This is a genomic window from Mucilaginibacter sp. (assembly GCF_036383575.1).
GTDB lineage: Bacteria > Bacteroidota > Bacteroidia > Sphingobacteriales > Sphingobacteriaceae > Mucilaginibacter.
Map to the genome: position 1 here is coordinate 1 of NZ_DASVOB010000740.1, position 3,666 is coordinate 3,666.

2 protein-coding genes and 1 pseudogene are annotated in these 3,666 nt (G+C 43.7%); all 3 read right to left on the bottom strand.

Going from position 1 to position 3,666, the window contains the following annotated elements; translation table 11 throughout:
• Nucleotides 1-195: 195 nt before the first annotated feature.
• Nucleotides 196-1,173: an alpha/beta hydrolase gene (locus VF500_RS26585; RefSeq protein WP_330862566.1), complete on the bottom strand. Its 978-nt coding sequence runs from the start codon at nucleotides 1,171-1,173 to the stop codon at nucleotides 196-198.
• Nucleotides 1,174-1,634: 461 nt separating this feature from the next.
• The gene (locus VF500_RS26590) at nucleotides 1,635-3,152 is read right to left on the bottom strand and encodes an alpha/beta hydrolase-fold protein (RefSeq protein ID WP_330862567.1); all 1,518 of its coding nucleotides are present in this window, start codon (nucleotides 3,150-3,152) and stop codon (nucleotides 1,635-1,637) included.
• A 131-nt stretch (nucleotides 3,153-3,283) separates the two neighbouring features.
• Nucleotides 3,284-3,666 (bottom strand): annotated as a pseudogene (locus VF500_RS26595) (TonB-dependent receptor); the annotation flags it as partial.

Consider the following 3,666-nt stretch of genomic DNA (forward strand, 5'->3'; position numbering starts at 1 on the left):
AGTTGGGATAATGAATTTACAGATAGTTGCACAGTGTTTGACTCTCTTTTACGTCATTGCGAGGCACGAAGCAATCCCCGATTAGCAGAGCAACCGGGCAGAGCCGCCCTGTATAGTTTGGGATTGCTTCGTGCCTCGCAATGACGCGTGTTTTATATATTAGTAAGGTTACCAAAAATACTCAAAATCCCTAAATTATAAATTAGCTGTAAGCGCCTTAAAAAAAGCCTCTTTTGCTTCAATATGAGGGATATGCCCGCAATTGTCAAACTCAATAAGCTTGCAGCCAGGGATCTTTTTAGCCGTTTCAGGGCCTAATATTTTATACTGACCGTGTTTGGCTTTTTCTTCATCGCTTAACAAGGCCTTGCCCACTATGGTTTTATCCTCTTTGCCTATGAATAATACCGCTGGCACTTTTATGAGCCCGAACCCATAACAAACGGGCTGTTCATAGATCATTTCAAAGGTGAGCGCCGCAACTTTAGCATAGCGCGGGAAATCGGCACTTTTACTTACTCCGGCTCCAATGTTTACCAAATAATCATATTCGGGTTTCCAGGTAGTGAAGTAGGATGCTTGATAGTACTTCTTAACGCTTTCGTAGCTGGTTTTCAACTCAGCTTTGTAATCATCTTCGGCATTTGCATAAGGCACGAAGGTGCGGTAATCCTCTAAGCCGATGGGGTCTTCAAGCAGCAATTTTTCAACTGTGTTTGGGTACATAAGTGTAAAGCGGGTAGCCAGCATCCCGCCCATGGAATGCCCCATTAAGGTGATCTTTTGGATCCCTAAACTATCCAGTAGGTTTTTGTTAAACCTTGCCAATTGATGAAAGCTGTAATGAATAAACGCTTTTGATGATTTACCAAACCCTATTTGATCGGGCACTATTACCCGGTACCCTTTATCGGTTAATAGTTTAATTACATCTTTCCAGTAATATCCGCCAAAGTTTTTGCCATGGAAAAGCACGATGGTTTTGCCATTTGGCGTAGCCGGTTTTGCATCCATATAGGCCATGCGGATGTCCTGCCCTTCAGCCTTTATCGGCATAAAGTTTACCGGGTATGGGTACTTTACATTTTCGAGTGTGATGGAAAGGGTATCAGACTGGGCATGGGCCGCAATGCTTTTGGATATAAGAACAAGGAGCAATAGTATTTTACGCATGTAGAGAATACAGGAGATGGAATTAAATGTTTGGCTCCCTATCGCCCTAAAGGGGGAGTTTGACTTGGGGGTGACGGTTGTTGAAAATTGTGTCATTGTGCAAACAGAGGCTGTCACCCTGAGCTTTTCGAAGGGTTGCGCGCAGAGGCCTATCCACCATGCTTGGACAGGCTCAGACTGAAAGGCCCTTTTTGGTCATTTCACCTTCAGATTTCGCAGGATTTAAACACTCAGCATGACTCCAATTTAATCATGGCATGGGTAGCAACAAATCATCTTCTTCGCCCTGTATTGAGGCTCTGTATGTCCAACAAACTGTTTGAAGTTTGTTGGAGAAGTTTTTATGTAGAGCCGCGTCCCATGCGCCTCCCATAGAACAAGCCGCTTCATAATCATTAGCTTCAGGAATTTCCATGCGGGAGACACATGTGATGCGTTTAACAGCCTCTAAGGCAGGCACCCTATCTGGGGCCGTATTGCAATGCGTAAGGAATTGGCGTTATTTTCTTTTTGGCGATATTATCGGGGGTTACATACACCAGATCAAGCTTACGGCCACCTTCTTTTTGAAAGTATTCTATCCGTAATGGATAAAACCCTTTTTTCAGAGGGACGATATATGACCGCTCAATATCGCCATCGTGCAAACCATCCAGGTCAATTATGGGCTTATTATTCAGGTACACTTTACTGCCATCGTCACTTCCTAATCCAAAAATGTAATAACCATCATCTTTAACTTCAAATTGCCCATCCAGCACTACGCCGAAGTTGTTTTGGCGGGGGAGTTTATTGATGCTGAAGGTACTATCGGCTATGCCTTCTTTAACCGGTTTTAAAGTCTTAAAGTCGGGCAGCTTATCCCATTGGCCTTCGTAATAAGTGTAGTGAAAGCCGCCGGGCTTGTAGTTTTTTTTGAGCCGCGTTGTGGGCAGATAAGTGCCCTCTGTAAATTCTCCGGTGGCGGCTTTGTCAAATTTAGAGCGGCCCGCAATTTTCCGTACAGTAACATTTGCGGGGCCTGATAACTCCATTTCGGGCCTTACAACTGGCGATGTCATTGAGGGCTGCGAGCCATCGAATGTATAATGCACTTTTGTTGTATCATCAAAGTACCAGATCTTTATTGGCTTATCCTTAAGCACGATCCCACGGGATGGGTGAAACTCCAGCGGCTTACCGCCATAGTCGTTATAGGCAAACCTCAGGCCATCATACATGTTTTTCAACCTCACGGTACCATGCGATTCCTTTGGATACGCTTTTACCACCCATTCAAAACCCGCCGGTGCGTCTTTTTTCAACAGGCTATCCATAGCGTTAATGTTCATCTCCTTCATGCCCTGTCCTTCACGACCGCCGATATAAAGCGACTTCCCTTTGTTGGCAAGCGAAGGTAATTTCTCTTTAACCTGTTTAAGCATAACACCATTATCCCACCAATAGCTTGGGTCGCCGGCAATATAATTGCTGAAAAGCTGCGGCTCGTTCAGTAAAGCGTAAGTAACAAACACGCCGCCGAAAGAGTGGCCGAAAAGTGTATTATCCCCATCGGAAGGATAGGTTTTATCAACATATGGTATCAACTCGTCCTTGAAAAATTTCAGGAATTTATCCGCCCCGCCAGATGTTCCATTCCCATTATTATGGGTCGGCAAAAAATCCTTATTCCGGTCGGTATTCAACACGCCAACTATTATCATTGGCGGCATGGTGTGCTCATCCACGATAAAATGCTGTATATCGCGCCCTAACTTTATATTCCAGTCGTCAATGATGTACAATACATCATATTTAGTTGTTGAACCTGCTTTATAGCCATCGGGCAGTATTACCTGGATAACGCGTTTCTCATTTAATACAACTGATTTGATTGAGTCGCGTTTGCCGGGCATGTCCTGCGCCTCGGCGCGGCCAGGCAGGCTAAATGTTAATGTGATAGCGGCAGCTAAAAAAAGGGAGGTCCTGGTACTCATCATGATAGGCATTTTGATTGTAAGTAAGACGATCCCTTGATAAAGAAAGTTACAGAAAAGCTCCGTAAAAAAACAGGGGCTGCATCTTTTGAATTTTGATGCAGCCCCTCTGTTTTATGCTAATGCTTCTGCTTTTATTTAGTGATTAGTTTATTAAACTTAATGCTGTAAGTAACCATAAAATATCGTTTCAATGTATTGTTTTGCACATCGCTAACCGAGTTGGAGTTAATGTAACGGTACACGCTCACGTTTTGGTTAAAGATGTCATAAACAGACAACTTCGATTCCCCGCGGTCTTTTTTAAGCATTTGCAGGGCGAGCGACGAACTCACTACATTAACGCCTTTTTTAAATCCTGCCGCCACCTGGCCGTTATAATTAAAATCCTGTTTGGTTTCCCAAACAATTTTTTTAGGGAACCTTACTATCAGGCTATTGCTGATGTTGTAGATACCAACCTTTACGTTCCTGAAATCGTCATAACGGTATTTCGTGTTCGACTGGTTAAAACCAA

What these genes read in the sequence shown, in the direction of transcription:
- VF500_RS26585 (WP_330862566.1), bottom strand. Translation starts at nt 1,173, where the DNA reads ATGCGTAAAATACTATTGCTCCTTGTTCTTATATCCAAAAGCATTGCG.
- VF500_RS26590 (WP_330862567.1), bottom strand. Translation starts at nt 3,152, where the DNA reads ATGATGAGTACCAGGACCTCCCTTTTTTTAGCTGCCGCTATCACATTA.